This window comes from Pseudomonas sp. NPDC089534, assembly GCF_044749305.1.
GTDB classification, from domain to species: Bacteria; Pseudomonadota; Gammaproteobacteria; order Pseudomonadales; family Pseudomonadaceae; genus Aquipseudomonas; species Aquipseudomonas ekonensis.
The window spans coordinates 1-16,591 of sequence record NZ_JBIVHR010000021.1 but is presented as its reverse complement, the minus strand read 5'-3'; the positions used below and the strand labels follow the sequence as shown (position 1 = coordinate 16,591).

Below are 16,591 nucleotides of genomic sequence, written 5' to 3'. Positions count from 1 at the left end.
TCCATGCAAGGAACCCCATGACTCGAACGCGTACTCTCGGAACGCCACGGTTGCTGGGCATCGTCTGGCCATTCATCGCCGTTGTGCTGTTTCAGGCTTTACTGGGGGGCGTGAGTCTTTACGTCCTGTCGGCCGTCCGCGGCTATGTCGCGGGCGAAAGCCTCTGGTCCAAGGGCCAGAAGGACGCCATCTATTACCTCAACCTCTACGCCGACAGCCGCGACGAGGCGATCTACCTCAAGTACCAGAACGCGATCGCCGTGCCCCAGGGCGGGCATCAGTTGCGTCTGGCCCTGGATCGGCGTCCGCCCGACCTGCAAGCGGCGCGGGAGGGCATCCTAAAGGGCGGCAACCATCCCGACGATGTCTCCAGCCTGATCTGGCTGTACCTCAACTTCCGGCACTTCAGTTATCTGGAGACCGCCATCGACCGCTGGACCCTGGGTGACGCCTATCTGGTGGAGCTCGACGGCGTGGCCCGGGAGATGCACGAGAAAATCAGCGCAAATGCGGCCGACGATGCCGACATACGACGCTGGAAGGCGCGCATCTTTGCTATCAACGACGGCGTGACGCCGGCGGCCAAGGCGTTCAGCGATGCCTTGGGCGAAGGTTCGCGGGTGATTCTGCGCCTGCTGCTGTTCACCAACCTGGCCACGGCGCTGGGGCTGATCGTGCTGGCCCTGTGGCGCACCCGCAAGCTGCTCAAGCAGCGGCACGCGTTCGCCGAGGCCCTGCAACTGGAAAAGGACCGCGCCCACATCACCCTGCATTCGATCGGCGACGGGGTGATCACCACCGACGTCAACGGTGCGATCGACTACATGAACCCCGCCGCCGAAGCCTTGAGCCACTGGAAGGCGGAGCAGGCCGCGGGCCTGCCGCTGGCGGCGCTGTTCAACCTGCTGGATGACAACGCCCAGTCCGACGGCCCGACGCTGATCGAGCGCATCCTGAGCGGCCAGCTCACCGGCGGCAGCGAGCACTCCAGGCTCATCCAGCGCCTGGACGGCAGCACCGTGTCGGTGACCCTGGTCGGGGCGCCGATCCGCAACGCCGGCAAGGTCAGCGGCACGGTGCTGGTGCTGCACGACATGACCCAGGAACGCCAGTACATCGCCAACCTGTCGTGGCAGGCCACCCACGATGCCTTGACCGGGCTGGCCAACCGCCGCGAATTCGAATACCGCCTGGAGCAGGCGCTGCACAACATCTCCCGGCAGGCGGGGCGTCATGCGCTGATGTTCCTCGACCTGGACCAGTTCAAGCTGGTCAACGACACCTGCGGCCACGCGGCGGGGGACGAGTTGCTGCGGCACATCTGTGCGCTGCTGCAGTCGGGCCTGCGCGAGGGCGATACCCTGGCTCGGCTGGGCGGCGACGAGTTCGGCATCCTGCTGGAGAACTGCGCGCCCGAGGCTGCGGAAAAAATCGCCGAGGGATTGCGCCAGACCGTGCAGAACCTGCATTTCGTCTGGAAGGGCAGACCGTTCCTGACCACCGTGAGCATCGGCCTGGTGCATATCGCCCAGGCCCCGACCACCCTCGAAGCGTCGCTGCGCGCCGCCGACATGGCCTGTTACATGGCCAAGGAAAAGGGCCGCAACCGGGTTCAGGTCTATCACGCCGACGATTCGGAACTGTCGCTGCGCTTCGGCGAAATGGCCTGGGTGCAGCGCCTGCACATGGCGTTGGAGGAAAACCGCTTCTGCCTCTATGCCCAGGAGATTGCCCCGCTGGAGCCCGTCGAAGGCGCACGGGGACACATCGAGATCCTGTTGCGCCTGCATGACGAGGCCGGGCGGATGATTCTCCCGGACAGTTTCATTCCGGCAGCCGAGCGCTACGGATTGATGACGTCGCTGGACCGTTGGGTGGTGCAGAACGTATTCAAGGTCATTGGCCAATGCATTGAAGACGAGTGCCCGGGACCATTGGCGATGTGTGCGATTAATCTTTCAGGCATAACTATCGGAGATGACGCGTTCTTGCACTTCTTGCGTGAACAGTTTGTTAATTACAATGTTCCACCTGAAATGATTTGTTTTGAAATCACTGAAACCAGTGCCATCGCAAATCTGGGCAGCGCCATTCGATTTATTAACGAACTCAAAGGTTTAGGCTGTTATTTTTCACTCGACGATTTTTGCGCCGGAATGTCTTCATTCGCTTATCTCAAACATTTGCCTGTAGACTTCCTGAAGATCGACGGGAGTTTCGTAAAGGATATGCTGGACGACCCGATTAACCGCGCAATGGTCGAAGTGATCAATCACATCGGGCATGTCATGGGTAAGCGGACAATTGCCGAGTTTGCCGAAACGCCGCAGATCGAGCAGGCATTGCTTGAAATCGGTGTGGATTACGCTCAGGGTTATGTCATTGATCGCCCGCAGTTGTTTACCTGTGACAGTTTGCAAAGTCGGCCCGCCAGGCCGCAGCCGCTGTTGTTCAAGGCGCCTGGCACGTTCCGTTGAAGACTCTCGCCGATCCTTACAATCACAAATCAAAAGGAGCCGAACAGTGATCGACACATTCAACCGAACCGGACCACTCATGGAAGCCGCAAGTTATCCCGCCTGGGCGCAACAGCTGATCCAGGATTGCAGCGAGAGCAAACGCCGGGTTGTCGAACATGAACTGTATCTGCGCATGCGGGACAACAAACTCAGCGCCAAGACCATGCGTCAGTACCTGATCGGGGGCTGGCCGGTGGTCGAGCAGTTTGCGTTGTACATGGCGCAGAACCTCACCAAGACCAAGTTTGCCCGTCACCCTGGCGAAGACATGGCGCGGCGATGGCTGATGCGCAACATCCGTGTCGAACTCAACCATGCCGACTACTGGCTGAACTGGAGCCGGGCCCATGGGGTGAGCCTGGAAGACCTGCAGGCCCAGCAAGTGCCGCCGGAACTGCATGCCTTGAGCCACTGGTGCTGGCACACAAGCTCGGCGGACTCGCTGATCGTCGCCATCGCCGCCACCAACTACGCCATCGAGGGCGCGACCGGGGAGTGGTCGGCGCTGGTCTGCTCCACCGGCGTCTATGCGGCCGCCTTCCCCGAGGAAGACCGCAAGCGGGCCATGAAGTGGCTGAAGATGCATGCCCAGTACGACGATGCGCATCCATGGGAAGCGCTGGAGATCATCTGCACGCTGGCGGGCCTGAACCCGAGCAAGGCGCTGCAGGTCGAGCTGCGCCAGGCCATCTGCAAGAGCTACGACTACATGTACCTGTTCCTGGAACGGTGCATGCAGCTGGAGCTGGCGGAGCGGGTGATGGCCGGGCGCGAGCGGCGGGCGCTGGTCGAAAGCTGATCGGGCCGCTCCCACAGTGCGCGGCACGGAGCCTGTGGGAGCCAGCCTGCTGGCGATGGCGCCGGCAGGCGCGCCGCCTGGCGGAACGAAGACGGGCCGTCAGCCCGCCATGGTGAGGCGGTTGCGCCCCTCGCGCTTGGCCACGTACAGCGCGCTGTCCGCCCGGCGCAGCAGGCTGTCGACCGATTCGCCCGGCAGCAGGGTCGAGCAGCCGATGCTGACCGTCAGCTCGATCAACTGATTGTTGGCGTAGTAGTCCTGGGCCTGGGCGGCCTGGCGCAGGCGTTCGCCGACCATCGCCGCCGCTTCGCGGCCGGTGTTCGACAGCAGGATCAGAAACTCTTCCCCGCCGTAGCGGAACACCATGTCGACGTTGCGCAGCTGGCTCTTGATCGAGGCCGCCACGGCCCTCAGCACGTCGTCGCCGGCGGTGTGCCCGTGGATGTCATTGACCCGTTTGAAGTGATCGATGTCCAGCATCAGCAGCGACAACGGCTGTTGGTGCCGGCGCGCCATCTCGATTTCCCGCTGCAGGGTCTGCTCCATGGCGATGCGGTTGCCGGTGCCGGTCAGCGGATCGCGCAGTGCGCTTTGGGTCGCGGCCCGATAGAGCAGGGCGTTGCGCATCGGATACAGCAGCGCCGACAGCAACGATTCGAGATGGCCCTGATCCTGTTCGCTGAACCGCTCGTTGCGGCGGAACACCAGTTCGCCCATGTGCTCGCCTTCGTGGCTGAGGCTGTAGCTGACCGAATGGCGGCCGCGTGTGCCGAACTCCAGGCGCAGGTCGCTGCTCTGGTGCTGATAGCTCAGGGCGTCGAGGGGCACCAGACGCTGAACTTCGCGGAAGAACAGGCCGAGGATGCGTTGCGGCTCAAGACTGGTTTGCAGCTGCAGGCCCAGTTGCTGGCGCAATTGAGCGACAGAGACCGGCCGTTCCAGAAGCGGAGGCTGTTGACCGAAGCCCAGGCGTTGCAATTTTGCGCTGTCAAAATCAATTGCAGTGGTCTGGGAGGGTGATTTCATATGGCGTGAGCCCCTAAGCAGTAAGTCTGTCTTACAGGCTGGGTGAAGCGGCTATGGGCTGCGCGTCATACTGATCCATCAGTCCCGTAGGACATTTGGCGCAAGTTTAGTCTGCCTGATGTCGATTAGTCAGCTATCGAATCAGGCCCCGCCCGACTGCCTTCACACGGCGTGCTTTGAGGGAATTTAGAGCGAAAGTCGTGCCATTCAGTTCGCAATTTTTTAAATCGTTACGAATCAATGGGTTGTGCTTGGAAGGGAAAATGCGGCGCTGGTTTATTGACTGATAAGGCCACGGATAAGCGGTAAAAACATGCCGCGACGGGAAACCGCCGCGGCAACAAAAGCGACGTATGGCATCACTGGGCGTTGAATGCCTGCCCGTTGATGCCTGCGCTGTCCGGGCCCATGAGGTACAGATAGACCGGCATGATCTCCTCGGGCGTCGGGTTGTTCAGCGGGTTTTCCCCCGGGTACGCCTGGGCGCGCATGCTGGTGCGGGTCGCCCCCGGATTGATGCTGTTGGCGCGAACCGGCGCCACGGTGTCGACTTCGTCGGCCAGGGTCTGCATCAGGCCTTCGGTGGCGAACTTGGAGACGCCGTAGGCGCCCCAGTAGGCGCGGCCCTTGCGTCCGACGCTGCTGGAGGTGAACACCACCGAGGCGTCCTGCGACAGCTTGAGCAGCGGCAGCAGGGTGCTGGTCAGCATGAACATGGCGTTGACGTTGACCTGCATGACGCGCATGAAGTTTTCGCCGGAGAGCTGTTCGATCGGGGTGCGCGGACCGATGATCGACGCGTTGTGCAGCAGGCCGTCGAGGTGGCCGAACTCGGTCTCGATCATCGCCGCCAGCTCATCGTACTGATGGGGCAGGGCGGTCTCGAGGTTGAACGGGATCACCGCCGGCTGCGGATGGCCGGCCGCTTCGATTTCGTCGTAGACCTGGGTCAGGTTGGCTTCGGTCTTGCCCAGCAGCAGCACGGTGGCGCCGTGGGCGGCGTAGGTCTTCGCGGCGGCCGCGCCGATGCCGCGGCCGGCGCCGGTGACCAGGATGACGCGGTCCTTGAGCAGTTCGGGGCGAGCGGAGTAGTCAAACATAAAAAACCTCACAAAAATCCATTTGCACGACATGCGCTGTGTGAAGCGGGAGCAAGCTCCCTCGGCACCTTCAGCAGCGGCACAGCGCGTTGTCGATCACCTTGCGCAGCTCCAGCGGATGGTCCACCACCACATCCGCACCCCAGTGACGCGGGTTGTCGTCCGGGTGAATGTAGCCGTAGGTCACGGCGGCGGTCTTGGTGCCGGCGTCGCGCCCGGACTCGATGTCGCGCAGGTCGTCGCCGACGAACAGCACGCTGGCCGGATCCAGGTCGAGCATCTTGCAGGCCAGGATCAGCGGTTCCGGATCGGGTTTGCTGTTCTTCACGTGATCCGGGCAGATCAGCAGCGCCGAGCGCTCGGCGAGCCCCAACTGCTGCATGATCGGTTCGGCGAAGCGCACCGGTTTGTTGGTGACCACGCCCCAGGTCAGGTTGGCCTTCTCGATGTCCGCCAGCAGCTCGCCCATGCCGTCGAACAGCTTGCTGTGCACGGCGCAGCCGGCCAGGTAACGCTCCAGGAACTCCTGGCGCAGTTCCTCGAAGCCCGGCGATTCTGGATCCATGGAGAACGTCACCGCCACCATGGCCCGGGCGCCGCCGGAGATTTCGTCGCGGATGTGCTTGTCGTTCATCGGCGCCAAGCCGCGGTCCGCGCGCATCGCCTGGCAGATGGCGATGAAGTCCGGCGCGGTGTCGAGCAGGGTGCCGTCCATGTCGAAGAGGACTGCTCTGATGGTCATCGGCTCACTCCTCGCGCAGGGTCTGGATCATGTAGTTGACGTCGACGTCCGCCGCCAGCTTGTAGTGCTTGGTCAGCGGGTTGTAGGTCAGGCCGATGATGTCCTTGACGGTGAGGCCGGCGGCGCGGCTCCAGGCGCCCAGTTCGGACGGGCGGATGAATTTCTTGAAGTCGTGGGTGCCGCGCGGCAGCAGCTTCATGATGTATTCGGCGCCGATGATGGCGAACAGGTACGCCTTCGGGTTGCGGTTGATGGTGGAGAAGAACACCTGGCCGCCGGGCTTGACCATGCGCATGCAGGCGCGGATCACCGAGGACGGGTCCGGCACGTGCTCGAGCATCTCAAGGCAGGTGACCACGTCGAACTGCTCGGGCATTTCCTCGGCCAGGGCTTCGGCGGTGATCTGCCGGTATTCGACGTTCACGCCGGACTCCAGCTGATGCAGCTGCGCGACCGCCAGCGGCGCTTCGCCCATGTCGATGCCCATGACCGTGGCGCCGCGCTGGGCCATGGCTTCGCTGAGGATGCCGCCGCCGCAACCGACGTCGAGGACTTTCTTGCCGGCAAGGCCGACCCGCTCGTCGATCCAGTTGACCCGCAGCGGGTTGATGTCGTGCAGCGGTTTGAACTCGCTTTCGCGGTCCCACCAGCGATGGGCCAGGGCCTCGAACTTGGCGATTTCGGCGTGGTCGACGTTGCTCATCATTGAATCCTCGAAAAACTGAAAGAAGGCTGTAGCCCCGGAGTCTGCCCCGGGGTGTTTACGATTCGGTGCGGCCGCTGATGCGCAGGCCCCAGGCCCGGGCGGTTTCGCCCAACTGCTGTTCGTCCATGCGCGTCAGACGCCGGTCGTCGAGCAGTGGCTTGCCGGCGACCCAAAGGTGTTTCACGCAATCGCGTCCGGTGGCATAAATCAGTTGCGAGACCGGGTCGTAGACCGGCTGCTGCGCAAGGCCCGACAGGTCGAAGGCGACGATGTCCGCGGCCTTGCCGATTTCCAGCGAGCCGGTTTGCGCGTCGATGCCCAGTGCCCGTGCGCCGTTGAGGGTGGCCATGCGCAGCGCCCGGTGGGCGTCCAGCGCGGTGGCCGAGCCGGCGACGGCCTTGGCCAGCAGCGCGGCGGTGCGGGTCTCGCCCAACAGGTCCAGGTCGTTGTTGCTGGCTGCGCCGTCGGTGCCGACCGCCACGTTGACGCCGGCCTGCCAGAGCCGCTCCACCGGGCAGAAGCCGCTGGCCAGCTTCAGGTTCGATTCCGGGCAATGGATCACGCTGGTGTTGCTTTCTACCAGCAACGCCAGGTCGTCATCGCTGATCTGGGTCATGTGCACGGCCTGGAAGCGCGGGCCGAGCAGGCCGAGGCGGCCGAGGCGGGCCAGCGGGCGCTCGCCGCGCTGTTCGGTGGCCTGCTGCACCTCGAACGCGGTCTCATGGACGTGCATGTGGATGGAGGCATCGAGCTCTTCGGCGATCACCCGGATCTTTTCCAGGTTCTCGTCGCCCACGGTGTACGGGGCGTGGGGGCCGAAGGTGACCTTGATGCGCTCGTGGTGCTTGAGGTCGCCGAACAGCTCGACGCCCTGACGGATGGCTTCGTCGGCGTTCGCGGCGCCCGGAATCGGGAAATCCAGGATCGGAATCGCGATCTGTGCGCGGATTCCGCTGTTGTGCACGCGCTCGCAGGCAACCTTCGGGAAGAAATACATGTCCGAGAAACAGGTGATGCCGCCTTTTATCTGTTCGGCGATGGCCAGGTCCGTGCCGTCGCGCACGAACGCTTCGTCGACCCATTTGGCTTCGGCGGGCCAGATATGGTTTTCCAGCCAGGTCATCAGCGGCAGGTCGTCGGCCAGGCCGCGGAACAGGGTCATCGCGGCATGGCCGTGGGCGTTGACCAGGCCGGGGCTGAGCAGGGTGTCCGGCAGTTCGCGGGTTTCGGCGGCGTTGCACTTGAGCGCTTCGGCGCGCGGGCCGATGAACGCGATGCGGCCGTCGCGGATGCCCAGGCCGTGGTCCTTGAGCACCACGCCTGCAGGTTCGACAGGTACCAGCCAGGTCGGCAGCAGGAGTAAGTCGAGCGCAATCGCAGGTTTCGGCATCGAGGATCGGTTCCAGGGCTTTTGTGAAGGATGGCGAAGTATACCCGAGCGTCTTCGCGGGGGGATCGCTATAATCGGCCGCTTTTGTTCATGAGTGCGGGGTGAGGGATGCGCGATCGTCTGTTGGCTGCAGAGAAAGTGAAGGCCATCGATTGGCGTGATGGCGCGCTTTACCTGCTGGATCAGCGTATTTTGCCGTTCGAGGAAACCTGGCTCGCCTACACCGGCGCCGCCGGCGTGGCCGAAGCGATACGCTCGATGGTGGTGCGCGGTGCGCCGGCCATCGGCATCGCCGCCGCCTACGGCGTGGTGCTGGCTGCCCGTGCCCGGTTCGCGGCCGGCGGCGACTGGCAGGCGGCATTGGAGGAAGATTTCGCGCTGCTGGCGCAATCCCGTCCGACGGCCGTCAACCTGTTCTGGGCGCTGGGCCGCATGCGCGAACGCCTGGAGCGCCTTAAAGAGCAGGCCGATCCGCTGGCGGCGCTGGAGGCCGAAGCCATCGCCATTCATGAGAGCGACCGCGAGGCCAACCTGACCATGGCCCAGCTGGGCGTCGACCTGATCCGCAAGCACCAGGGCAACGCCCAGGCGCTGCTCACCCACTGCAACACCGGCGCCCTGGCCACCGGTGGCTTCGGCACCGCGCTGGGCGTGATCCGCGCCGCGTTCATCGAAGGCATGGTCGAGCATGTGTATGCGGACGAGACCCGTCCCTGGCTGCAGGGCTCGCGCCTGACCGCGTGGGAGCTGGCCAACGAAGGCGTTCCCGTCACGCTCAATGCCGACTCCGCCGCCGCGCACATCATGAAGACCAAGGGCGTCACCTGGGTGATCGTCGGCGCCGACCGGATCACCGCCAACGGCGACGTGGCGAACAAGATCGGCACCTATCAGCTGGCGGTCAACGCCATGCACCACGGCGTGCGCTTCATGGTGGTGGCGCCGAGCTCGACCATCGACATGAACCTGGCCAGCGGCGACGACATCCCGATCGAGGAGCGTGACGGCGCCGAGTTGCTGGAAGTCGGCGGCAAGCGCGTCGGGGCGGATGTCCAGGCCTTCAATCCGGTGTTCGACGTGACGCCGGCAGACCTGATCGATGCGATCGTGACCGAGAAGGGCGTGGTCGAGCGTCCGGACGCCGCGAAGATGGCCCAGCTGATGTGCCGCAAGCGCCTGCATTGAGGCCGGTGCATCGCCATCGCCGGCGGGCTTGTTACCGCATGAGCGGCGCCGGCCGCCAAACCTGAGGGGGGCGACTGGCTGGCGATCGGGGCCTTAAGGTCAGCAAACATCTGTAATTCGGGCCCGATTTTTGCGCCCGATGAGCCTCTGAGCCCCTCACGTCCCCTTTAAGGCTGTCATCGGTCATCTAACTATGCTCCATGCGCATCTGGGGGATAGGTGCGTGGCGGCTGTTGTGATAACATCCGGCGTTTTCCGAGACCGCTCCGCGGAGTTGTCTTCACTGCGCAAATCCGCGCCGCAATGCGTCGATTTGTCGTAAGTCGTGGCATGGCACTCGGCCTGCCTAGACGAGCTTCGTTGGTCCCATATGGATATGACGAAGTTTCACCAGAAAAAGGAATCAGGCTTCTCATGGGCGAACTGGCCAAAGAAATCCTCCCGGTCAATATCGAAGACGAGCTGAAACAGTCCTATCTCGACTACGCGATGAGCGTGATCGTCGGCCGTGCACTGCCGGATGCGCGCGATGGCTTGAAGCCCGTGCACCGTCGCGTGCTGTTCGCGATGAGCGAACTGGGCAACGACTACAACAAGCCGTACAAGAAATCCGCCCGTGTGGTCGGTGACGTGATCGGTAAGTATCACCCGCACGGTGATACCGCGGTGTACGACACCATCGTGCGCATGGCCCAGCCTTTTTCCCTGCGCTACCTGCTGGTCGACGGCCAGGGCAACTTCGGTTCGGTGGACGGCGACAACGCGGCGGCCATGCGATACACCGAAGTGCGCATGACCAAGCTGGCGCACGAGCTGCTGGCCGACCTGCACAAGGAAACCGTGGACTGGGTGCCGAACTACGACGGCACCGAACTGATCCCGGCGGTCATGCCGACCAAGATCCCGAACCTGCTGGTCAACGGCTCCAGCGGCATCGCCGTGGGCATGGCGACCAACATCCCGCCGCACAACCTCGGCGAGGTCATCGACGGTTGCCTGGCCCTCATCGACAACCCCGAGCTGACCGTCGATGAGCTGATGCAGCACATTCCGGGCCCCGACTTCCCGACCGCCGCCGTGATCAACGGCCGCGCCGGCATCATCGAGGCCTACCGCACCGGCCGCGGCCGCATCTACATGCGCGCCCGCTCGATCATCGAAGACATCGACAAGGTCGGCGGCCGTCAGCAGATCGTCGTCACCGAGCTGCCGTACCAACTGAACAAGGCGCGTCTGATCGAGAAGATCGCCGAGCTGGTGAAAGAGAAGAAACTCGAAGGCATCACCGAGCTGCGCGACGAATCCGACAAGGACGGCATGCGCATCGTGATCGAGCTGCGCCGCGGCGAAGTGCCTGAGGTGGTGCTCAACAACCTCTACGCCCAGACCCAGCTGCAGAGCGTGTTCGGCATCAACATCGTGGCACTGATCGACGGCCGTCCGCGGATCCTCAACCTCAAGGACCTGCTGGAAGCCTTCGTGCGCCACCGTCGCGAAGTCGTCACCCGCCGCACCGTGTTCGAGCTGCGCAAGGCCCGCGAGCGCGGCCACATCCTCGAAGGCCAGGCCGTCGCCCTGTCGAACATCGACCCGGTGATCGCCCTGATCAAGGCGTCGCCGACGCCGTCCGAGGCCAAGGAAGCGCTGGTCAGCACCCCATGGGAATCCACCGCCGTGATGGCGATGGTCGAGCGCGCCGGCGCCGATTCGTGCCGTCCGGAGAACCTCGATCCACAGTACGGCCTGCGTGAAGGCAAGTACTTCCTGTCGCCGGAGCAGGCCCAGGCCATCCTCGAGCTGCGCCTGCACCGCCTGACCGGCCTGGAGCACGAGAAGCTGCTGGCCGAGTACCAGGAGATCCTCAACCAGATCGGCGAGCTGATCCGCATCCTCAACAGCTCCGCGCGCCTGATGGAAGTCATCCGCGAAGAGCTGGAAGTGATCCGTGCCGAATACGGCGACGTGCGCCGCACCGAAATCCTCGATGCGCGCCTGGACCTGACCTTGGGCGACATGATCCCGGAAGAGGAACGTGTCGTGACCATTTCCCACGGTGGCTACGCCAAGACCCAGCCGCTGGCCGCCTATCAGGCCCAGCGTCGCGGCGGCAAGGGCAAGTCGGCCACCGGCGTCAAGGACGAGGACTACATCGCTCACCTGCTGGTCGCCAACAGCCACACCACGCTGCTGCTGTTCTCCAGCAAGGGCAAGGTGTACTGGCTCAAGACCTACGAGATCCCGGAGGCCTCCCGCGCCGCCCGCGGCCGTCCGCTGGTCAACCTGCTGCCGCTGGACGACGGTGAGTACATCACCACCATGCTGCCGGTCGAGGAATACACCGAAGGCCACTACATCTTCATGGCGACCGCCAACGGCACCGTGAAGAAGACCCCGCTGGAATCCTTCAGCCGTCAGCGCAGCGTCGGCCTGATCGCGCTGGAGCTGGACGAAGGCGACGTGCTGATCTCCGCGGCCATCACCGACGGCGAGCGTGAAGTGATGCTGTTCTCCGACGGCGGCAAGGTCACCCGCTTCAAGGAATCCGACGTTCGTGCCATGGGCCGTACCGCCCGCGGCGTGCGCGGCATGCGCCTGCCGGAAGGCCAGAAGCTGATTTCCATGCTGATCCCGGAAGAAGGCAGCCAGATCCTCACCGCTTCCGAGCGCGGCTACGGCAAGCGCACCGCGATCACCGAGTTCCCTGAATACAAGCGCGGCGGCCAGGGCGTGATCGCCATGGTCAGCAACGAACGCAACGGCCGTCTGGTCGGTGCGGTCCAGGTGCTCGACGGCGAGGAGATCATGCTGATCTCCGACCAGGGCACGCTGGTGCGCACCCGTGTCGACGAAGTCTCCAGCCTGGGCCGCAACACCCAGGGCGTGACCCTGATCAAGCTGGCCAAGGACGAAACCCTGGTGGGCCTTGAGCGGGTGCAGGAGCCTTCGGAAATCGAGGGTGACGAGCTTGAAGGTGAAGAGGGTGTCGAGCTGGAGGACGGCGTGATCGGCGCCGAACCGGACGACGCAGGCGATAACCTGCAGGCGGACGCCGCAGACGAAGAAGAGTCGCAAGACTAACCCAATCGTAGCAGGGCAGAGTGTTTGCTCTGTCCGCTACCGTGATTGCATAGCGAGAGTGGATGTGAGCAAACGAGCCTATAACTTCTGCGCAGGTCCCGCTGCGCTGCCTGAAGCTGTCCTGTTGCGTGCCCAGTCCGAGCTGCTCGACTGGCACGGCAAGGGTCTTTCGGTCATGGAGATGAGCCATCGCAGCGATGAGTTCGTCTCCATCGCCACCCAGGCCGAGCAGGATCTGCGTGACCTGCTGAATATCCCCTCGAACTATAAAGTGCTGTTCCTGCAGGGCGGTGCGAGCCAGCAGTTCGCGCAGATCCCGCTGAACCTGCTGCCCGAAGGCGGCAGCGCCGACTACATCGACACCGGCATCTGGTCGCACAAGGCCATCGAAGAGGCGTCCCGCTACGGCCGCGTCAACGTCGCCGCCAGCGCCAAGCCCTACGACTATTTCGCCATTCCCGGCCAGGACGAATGGAAGCTGTCGAAAGACGCGGCCTACGTGCACTACGCGCCGAACGAAACCATCGGCGGCCTGGAATTCCAGTGGATCCCGGAAACCGGCGACGTTCCGCTGGTGGCCGACATGTCGTCCGACATCCTGTCGCGCCCGGTGGACATCTCCCGCTTCGGCATGATCTACGCCGGCGCCCAGAAGAACATCGGCCCGAGCGGCATCGTCGTCAACATCGTCCGCGAAGACCTGCTGGGCAAGGCCCGCGCACTGTGCCCGACCATGCTCGACTACAAGGTCGCGGCCGACAACGGCTCGATGTACAACACCCCGCCGACCCTGGCCTGGTACCTGTCCGGCCTGGTGTTCCAGTGGCTGAAGGAGCAGGGCGGCGTCGAGGCGATCGCCAAGCTCAACGACGCGAAGCAGCGCACGCTGTATGACTTCATCGACGCCAGCGGCCTCTACAACAACCCGATCAAGAAATCGGACCGTTCCTGGATGAACGTGCCGTTCCGCCTGGCCGACGACCGTCTGGACAAGCCGTTCCTGGCCGGTGCCGACGAGCGCGGCCTGCTGAACCTCAAGGGCCACCGCTCCGTGGGCGGCATGCGCGCCTCCATCTACAACGCTGTCGACATCAACGCGGTCAACGCGCTGGTGGCGTACATGGCGGAGTTCGAGAAGGAACACGGCTGATGTCCGAACAAGAACTCAAGGCACTGCGCCTGCGCATCGATGCCCTGGACGAAAAGGTCCTGGACCTGATCAGCGAGCGTGCGCGCTGCGCCCAGGAAGTCGCGCGGGTGAAGATGGCGTCGCTGGCCGAAGGCGAGGTGCCGGTGTTCTACCGGCCCGAGCGTGAGGCTCAGGTGCTCAAGCGGGTGATGGAGCGCAACCAGGGGCCGCTGGGCAACGAAGAGATGGCGCGGCTGTTCCGCGAAATCATGTCCTCGTGCCTGGCGCTGGAGCAGCCGCTGAAAGTGGCCTACCTCGGCCCGGAAGGCACCTTCACCCAAGCGGCGGCCATGAAGCACTTCGGCCATGCCGTGATCAGCAAGCCGATGGCGGCCATCGACGAGGTGTTCCGCGAAGTGGCCGCCGGTGCGGTGAACTTCGGCGTGGTGCCGGTGGAGAACTCCACCGAGGGTGCGGTCAACCACACCCTCGACAGTTTCCTCGAGCACGACATGGTGATCTGCGGCGAAGTCGAGCTGCGCATCCACCATCACTTGCTGGTGGGCGAAAACACCAAGACCGACAGCATCACCCGCATCTATTCCCACGCCCAGTCGCTGGCCCAGTGCCGCAAATGGCTGGACGCCCATTACCCGAACGTCGAGCGCGTGGCGGTGCCGAGCAACGCCGAAGCGGCCAAGCGGGTCAAGGGCGAGTGGAACTCGGCGGCGATCGCCGGCGACATGGCGGCCGGGCTGTACGGCCTGACCCGTCTGGCCGAGAAGATCGAAGACCGTCCGGACAACTCCACGCGGTTCCTGATGATCGGCAACCAGGAAGTGCCGCCGACCGGTGACGACAAGACCTCGATCATCGTGTCCATGAGCAACAAGCCCGGCGCGCTCCACGAGCTGCTGGTGCCGTTCCATGACAACGGCATCGACCTGACCCGCATCGAGACCCGTCCGTCGCGCAGCGGCAAGTGGACCTACGTGTTCTTCATCGACTTCGTCGGCCATCACCGCGACCCGCTGGTCAAGGGTGTGCTGGAGAAGATCAGTCAGGAAGCGGTGGCACTCAAGGTGCTGGGTTCCTACCCGAAAGCAGTTCTTTAAGGGGTATCAGCCTAATGAGCGGTAACTTCCTCGACCTGGCGCAGCCGGGCGTGCAGCAACTTTCGCCCTACGTTCCGGGCAAGCCAGTGGATGAGCTGGCGCGTGAGCTGGATCTGGATCCGGCCAGCATCGTCAAGCTGGCCAGCAACGAGAACCCGCTGGGCGCCAGTCCGAAGGCGTTGGCGGCCATCCGCGAGGAACTGGCTGAACTGACCCGCTACCCGGACGGCAACGGTTTTGCGCTCAAGTCGCTGCTGGCCGAGCAATGCCGCGTCGAACTGAATCAGGTGACGCTGGGCAACGGCTCCAACGACATTCTTGAGCTGGTGGCGCGGGCCTACCTGGCGCCGGGCCTGAACGCGGTGTTCAGCGAGCACGCCTTTGCGGTGTACCCGATCGCGACCCAGGCCGTCGGCGCGCAGGCCAAGGTCGTGCCGGCCAAGGATTGGGGGCATGACCTGCCGGCGATGCTGGCGGCCATCGACGCCAATACCCGTGTCGTGTTCATCGCCAACCCGAACAACCCGACCGGCACCTGGTTCGATGCCGAGGCGCTGGACGAATTCCTGCAGGACGTGCCGGAGCATGTGCTGGTGGTGCTGGACGAGGCGTACATCGAGTACGCCGAAGGCTCCGACCTGCCGGACGGCCTGGACTTCCTGGCGGCGTACCCGAACCTGCTGGTGTCGCGAACGTTCTCCAAGGCCTATGGGCTGGCGGCCCTGCGCGTCGGCTACGGTCTCTCCACGCCGGTGGTGGCGGATGTGCTGAACCGCGTGCGGCAGCCGTTCAACGTCAACAGCCTGGCCCTGGCGGCGGCTTGCGCCGCGCTGAAGGATGAGGACTACCTGGCGCAAAGCCGTCAGCTCAACGAGTCCGGCATGCAGCAGCTCGAGGCGGGTTTCCGCGATCTGGGGCTGAGCTGGATCCCGTCCAAGGGCAACTTCATTTGCGTCGACCTCGGCCGGGTGGCGGCTCCGGTGTTCCAGGGCCTGCTGCGCGAGGGCGTGATCGTGCGTCCGGTGGCCAACTACGGCATGCCGAACCATCTGCGGGTGACCATCGGTCTGCCGGCGGAAAACCGTCGCTTCCTCGAGGCGTTGAGCAAGGTTTTGGCCCGTGGGTGATGTCACTGAGCTGCAACCTGCTGCACCTATGATCGGTCGCCTGGTGGTGGTCGGTCTGGGGTTGATCGGCGGCTCGTTCGCCAAGGGCTTGCGTGAAAGCGGCCTGTGCCGCGAAGTGGTCGGAGTCGACCTTGATCCTCAGTCGCGCAAGCTTGCCGTCGAGCTGGGGGTGGTGGATCGCTGCGAGGAGGATCTGCTCGTCGCCTGTCGGGGTGCGGATGTGATCCAGCTCGCCGTGCCGATCCTGGCCATGGAAAAGGTGCTGGCCCGTCTGGCCGGCATGGAGCTCGGGCAGGCGATCCTGACCGACGTCGGCAGCGCCAAGGGCAACGTGGTGCGCGCGGCCACCGAGGTGTTCGGCGGCATGCCGCCGCGCTTCGTGCCCGGTCATCCGATCGCGGGTTCCGAGCAGAGCGGTGTGGAAGCCTCCAATGCCGAGCTGTTCCGTCGCCACAAGGTGATCCTGACGCCGCTGGAGCAGACCGACCCGCAGGCGCTGGCGGTCGTTGACCGTTTGTGGCGCGCGCTGGGTGCCGATGTCGAGCACATGCAGGTCGAGCGTCACGACGAGGTGCTGGCCGCGACCAGCCACCTTCCGCACCTGTTGGCCTTCGGTCTCGTCGATTCGCTGGCGGCCTTTTCCTTGGGCACCAGGCTGGTGGCGATGGTCGAGCC

The 16,591-nt window shown here is 64.2% G+C and carries 13 protein-coding genes; 8 read left to right on the top strand and 5 right to left on the bottom strand.

Features of this window, described 5'->3' with window-relative positions:
- The first annotated feature begins 17 nt into the window (after positions 1 to 17).
- Both ACIP0B_RS09020 and ACIP0B_RS09015 read left to right on the top strand, forming a co-directional pair.
- Entirely contained in the window at positions 18 to 2,477 is a 2,460-nt protein-coding gene (locus ACIP0B_RS09020) for an EAL domain-containing protein (RefSeq protein ID WP_400831387.1), read from the top strand.
- Positions 2,478 to 2,556: 79 nt separating this feature from the next.
- Complete coding sequence (locus ACIP0B_RS09015) at positions 2,557 to 3,318, top strand: TenA family transcriptional regulator (protein WP_400831318.1); 762 nt, start codon at positions 2,557 to 2,559, stop codon at positions 3,316 to 3,318.
- Between the two features lie 99 nt (positions 3,319 to 3,417).
- On the opposite strand, the gene ACIP0B_RS09010 is transcribed toward ACIP0B_RS09015, so the two are convergent.
- The 5 genes from ACIP0B_RS09010 to ACIP0B_RS08990 form a co-directional block, all read right to left on the bottom strand.
- Positions 3,418 to 4,344 (bottom strand): GGDEF domain-containing protein, encoded by a 927-nt coding sequence (locus ACIP0B_RS09010; protein WP_400831316.1) that lies wholly within the window; start codon positions 4,342 to 4,344, stop codon positions 3,418 to 3,420.
- 359 nt (positions 4,345 to 4,703) lie between these two features.
- Positions 4,704 to 5,444 carry a YciK family oxidoreductase gene (locus ACIP0B_RS09005; protein WP_400831315.1) on the bottom strand — a complete coding sequence of 247 codons (741 nt, stop codon included), beginning with the start codon at positions 5,442 to 5,444 and terminating at the stop codon, positions 4,704 to 4,706.
- Positions 5,445 to 5,514: 70 nt separating this feature from the next.
- Positions 5,515 to 6,186 (bottom strand): N-acetylmuramic acid 6-phosphate phosphatase MupP, encoded by a 672-nt coding sequence (gene mupP / locus ACIP0B_RS09000; RefSeq protein ID WP_400831313.1) that lies wholly within the window; start codon positions 6,184 to 6,186, stop codon positions 5,515 to 5,517.
- 4 nt (positions 6,187 to 6,190) lie between these two features.
- Positions 6,191 to 6,889, bottom strand: a complete 699-nt coding sequence (gene ubiG / locus ACIP0B_RS08995; protein WP_400831311.1) for a bifunctional 2-polyprenyl-6-hydroxyphenol methylase/3-demethylubiquinol 3-O-methyltransferase UbiG — start codon at positions 6,887 to 6,889, stop codon at positions 6,191 to 6,193.
- Positions 6,890 to 6,947: 58 nt separating this feature from the next.
- On the bottom strand, positions 6,948 to 8,282 hold the full coding sequence (locus tag ACIP0B_RS08990; RefSeq protein ID WP_400831309.1) for a TRZ/ATZ family hydrolase: 1,335 nt from the start codon (positions 8,280 to 8,282) through the stop codon (positions 6,948 to 6,950).
- A gap of 108 nt (positions 8,283 to 8,390) precedes the next feature.
- Here ACIP0B_RS08990 and mtnA point away from each other — a divergent pair, with 108 nt between their 5' ends.
- From mtnA to ACIP0B_RS08960, 6 genes are all read left to right on the top strand, one after another.
- Positions 8,391 to 9,467 (top strand): S-methyl-5-thioribose-1-phosphate isomerase, encoded by a 1,077-nt coding sequence (mtnA, locus tag ACIP0B_RS08985; RefSeq protein WP_400831307.1) that lies wholly within the window; start codon positions 8,391 to 8,393, stop codon positions 9,465 to 9,467.
- Between the two features lie 414 nt (positions 9,468 to 9,881).
- Positions 9,882 to 12,545, top strand: a complete 2,664-nt coding sequence (gene gyrA, locus ACIP0B_RS08980; RefSeq protein WP_400831306.1) for a DNA gyrase subunit A — start codon at positions 9,882 to 9,884, stop codon at positions 12,543 to 12,545.
- A gap of 64 nt (positions 12,546 to 12,609) precedes the next feature.
- On the top strand, positions 12,610 to 13,695 hold the full coding sequence (gene serC, locus ACIP0B_RS08975) for a 3-phosphoserine/phosphohydroxythreonine transaminase (protein WP_400831304.1): 1,086 nt from the start codon (positions 12,610 to 12,612) through the stop codon (positions 13,693 to 13,695).
- Positions 13,695 to 14,789 carry a prephenate dehydratase gene (pheA, locus tag ACIP0B_RS08970; protein WP_085578049.1) on the top strand — a complete coding sequence of 365 codons (1,095 nt, stop codon included), beginning with the start codon at positions 13,695 to 13,697 and terminating at the stop codon, positions 14,787 to 14,789. Before serC ends, pheA begins: the two co-directional genes overlap by 1 nt.
- 14 nt (positions 14,790 to 14,803) lie before the next feature.
- Positions 14,804 to 15,916 (top strand): histidinol-phosphate transaminase, encoded by a 1,113-nt coding sequence (gene hisC, locus ACIP0B_RS08965; protein WP_400831303.1) that lies wholly within the window; start codon positions 14,804 to 14,806, stop codon positions 15,914 to 15,916.
- 28 nt (positions 15,917 to 15,944) lie between these two features.
- On the top strand, positions 15,945 to 16,591 hold a 647-nt coding region (locus tag ACIP0B_RS08960), incomplete at its 3' end, for a prephenate dehydrogenase/arogenate dehydrogenase family protein (RefSeq protein WP_400831386.1).

Coding starts and splice junctions, on each gene's coding strand:
- gyrA (WP_400831306.1), top strand. CDS start 9,882: ATGGGCGAACTGGCCAAAGAAATCCTCCCGGTCAATATCGAAGACGAG.
- pheA (WP_085578049.1), top strand. CDS start 13,695: ATGTCCGAACAAGAACTCAAGGCACTGCGCCTGCGCATCGATGCCCTG.
- mtnA (WP_400831307.1), top strand. CDS start 8,391: ATGCGCGATCGTCTGTTGGCTGCAGAGAAAGTGAAGGCCATCGATTGG.
- ACIP0B_RS08990 (WP_400831309.1), bottom strand. CDS start 8,282: ATGCCGAAACCTGCGATTGCGCTCGACTTACTCCTGCTGCCGACCTGG.
- ACIP0B_RS09015 (WP_400831318.1), top strand. CDS start 2,557: ATGGAAGCCGCAAGTTATCCCGCCTGGGCGCAACAGCTGATCCAGGAT.
- ACIP0B_RS09005 (WP_400831315.1), bottom strand. CDS start 5,444: ATGTTTGACTACTCCGCTCGCCCCGAACTGCTCAAGGACCGCGTCATC.
- ACIP0B_RS09020 (WP_400831387.1), top strand. CDS start 18: ATGACTCGAACGCGTACTCTCGGAACGCCACGGTTGCTGGGCATCGTC.
- ACIP0B_RS09010 (WP_400831316.1), bottom strand. CDS start 4,344: ATGAAATCACCCTCCCAGACCACTGCAATTGATTTTGACAGCGCAAAA.
- ubiG (WP_400831311.1), bottom strand. CDS start 6,889: ATGAGCAACGTCGACCACGCCGAAATCGCCAAGTTCGAGGCCCTGGCC.
- mupP (WP_400831313.1), bottom strand. CDS start 6,186: ATGACCATCAGAGCAGTCCTCTTCGACATGGACGGCACCCTGCTCGAC.
- hisC (WP_400831303.1), top strand. CDS start 14,804: ATGAGCGGTAACTTCCTCGACCTGGCGCAGCCGGGCGTGCAGCAACTT.